Below are 2,372 nucleotides of genomic sequence, written 5' to 3' on the forward strand. Positions count from 1 at the left end.
CTCCGTCTCCGGCAGCGTCCGATGTTTATAAGGGACAGCCCCTGAAGATCCGGCTCCGCCGGGGGGGGGCGCCGGCGGCCTGGGGGTGGCTTCGGTCCGGCCGGAGCGTGGCCTCTGGGGGCGCGGGGAACTGCGCGATCAGCCGCCCGGGGTTCGCGGTCCGCGGACGGTCGGTGTTTCGCGGTGGGGCCGCGCCGGGGAGGCACCGGGCCGGGTGGCGCATGGCGAGCCCGGTCCGGAGCTCGGCCTCTGGGGGCGCGGGGAACTGCGCGATCAGCCACCAGGGGTCCGCACTCCGCGGACGGTCGGTGTTTCGCGGCGGCGCCGTGCCCGGGCGGCCCGGGGCAAGCCGGTCCGGAGCCCTGCCTCCAGGGGGCGGGGAACTGCGCGGCCGGCCCCCACGGCCCCGCACTCCGCGTGCGGTCGGTGGTCCGCGGTGGAGCCGGTAGGCGTCGGGCCCGGTGGCGCAGGACGGGGGCCGGGCCGGAGCTCGGCCTCCAGGGGCGCGGGGAACTGCGCGGCCGGCCCGCCCCGGGCCCGCAAACGGCGGCGGCGACGGCACCCGCGGCGGAGTCGCATGTGGCAAGGCTCCGCCGGGTAGGCCTGGTCAGCCGTTGCGGGGGCCGGGGAAGGCCGCTGTGCGGGCGGCCGGCTCCTCGCGGAGGGGCTGGGGCGGTACGGCGCGGGCCGCCGGCACGGTGGGCATGCCCAGCGTCCGGGTGGTCGTGCCCTCGGCCATCGGCTCCGCCGCCTCGGCGGCCTGCGCCCGGCGGGCCCCGTAACGCCGGTGCACGGCCTGCTTGGTGACTCCCAGCGCGGAACCCACCGCGTCCCACGAGAAACCGAGCGAACGGTCGAAGTCGACGGCGGCGGTCACCAACGTCTCGACGCTGTCGCGCAGTTCCTGCGCGAGGCGTACGGTGGGTGCCGGGGCGCGGCCGTAGACGACGAACCCCGTGGAGGGACCGGAGCGGCGCGGGCGGTACACGTTCCCGAGCTGGGCGGTGAGCGTACGCAGGGCATCCACCTGTCGGCGGACCCGCTCGATGTCCCGCACCAGCAGGTGCAGGCTGGCTCGCGCTTGGGCGTCGTGGGTGGCGTGGTCGGCCATGAACAAGCCTCTCGAACCGGTGCTGAGGAGCGGACCGGGCCGCAAGTGACGTGCGATCGCGGCGGCCCGTTTGGGGTCAATCTCTCTTGACCCAACGCGCCATGGGGCGAGGAGTCACGCTCCCGGGGCGTGTCGGCATATGCGAGAGGCGCGCAGATGTGCGTACGCCCCCTGCGCGCCGACCTCATAGACTGGTGCGCTGCTGACAGCCGAGAGAGCGAGGTAGGACCCCAGTGAAGCTGGTCTTCGCAGGCACCCCCGAGGTGGCCGTCCCCGCCCTGGACGCCCTCATCGCCTCCGGGCGGCACGAGGTCGCCGCCGTGGTCACCCGGCCCGACGCCCCCGCCGGGCGCGGCCGGCGGATGGTCGCCAGCCCCGTCGCCCAGCGGGCGGAGGAGGCCGGGATCGAGGTGCTCAAGCCGGTCCGGCCGCGCGACGAGGACTTCCAGGCACGGCTGCGCGAGATCGCCCCGGACTGCTGTCCGGTGGTCGCCTACGGTGCCCTGCTCCCGAAGAACGCGCTCGACATCCCGGCGCACGGCTGGGTCAACCTGCACTTCTCGCTGCTGCCGGCCTGGCGCGGCGCCGCGCCCGTGCAGCACTCGATCATGGCGGGCGACGAGGTCACCGGCGCCTCGACCTTCCGGATCGAGGAGGGCCTCGACTCCGGCCCGGTGTTCGGCGTGCTGACCGAGGAGATCCGCCCCACCGACACCAGCGGTGACCTGCTGACCCGGCTGGCCTTCGCGGGCGCCGGCCTGCTGGCCGCCACCATGGACGGCATCGAGGACGGCAGCCTGCGCGCCGTCGAGCAGCCGGCCGAGGGCATCACCCTGGCCCCGAAGATCACCGTCGAGGACGCCCGGGTGGACTGGACCGCGCCGGCCCTGCGGGCCGACCGCGTGGTGCGCGGCTGCACCCCGGCCCCGGGCGCCTGGACGGTCTTCCGCGGCGAGCGCCTGAAGCTGATCGCGCTGGGCCTGGTGGGTGACCGGACCGACCTCGCCCCGGGCGAGCTGTCCGTGGCCAAGAACAACGTGTACGTCGGCACCGGCTCGCACGCGGTGGAGCTGCTGTGGGTGCAGCCGCAGGGCAAGAAGCCGATGCGGGGCGCGGACTGGGCCCGCGGGGTGCGGATCGCTCCTGGTGAGCGGGTCGGCGCCCCCGACGTAGGCTGAGGGGGACCGTTCCCCGACCACCGGGGCCTCCGGGCCCCGACCCCCGCTTCCGGGCCTTCGGGCCCCGACCCCCGCTTCCGGGC

Annotated in this window: 2 protein-coding genes; one reads left to right on the forward strand and one right to left on the reverse strand. The window is 75.9% G+C overall.

Annotated elements, in window-relative coordinates; all coding sequences use genetic code 11:
- Positions 1-607: 607 nt before the first annotated feature.
- Positions 608-1,111: a hypothetical protein gene (locus EF918_RS34895; protein WP_125652869.1), complete on the reverse strand. Its 504-nt coding sequence runs from the start codon at positions 1,109-1,111 to the stop codon at positions 608-610.
- Positions 1,112-1,344: 233 nt separating this feature from the next.
- On the opposite strand from EF918_RS34895, the gene fmt reads away from it, so the two are divergent.
- Positions 1,345-2,289: a methionyl-tRNA formyltransferase gene (gene fmt, locus EF918_RS34900; protein ID WP_125652870.1), complete on the forward strand. Its 945-nt coding sequence runs from the start codon at positions 1,345-1,347 to the stop codon at positions 2,287-2,289.
- The last annotated feature ends 83 nt before the right edge of the window (positions 2,290-2,372 follow it).

The organism is Streptomyces sp. WAC06614, assembly GCF_003949795.1.
Lineage (GTDB): Bacteria > Actinomycetota > Actinomycetes > Streptomycetales > Streptomycetaceae > Streptomyces.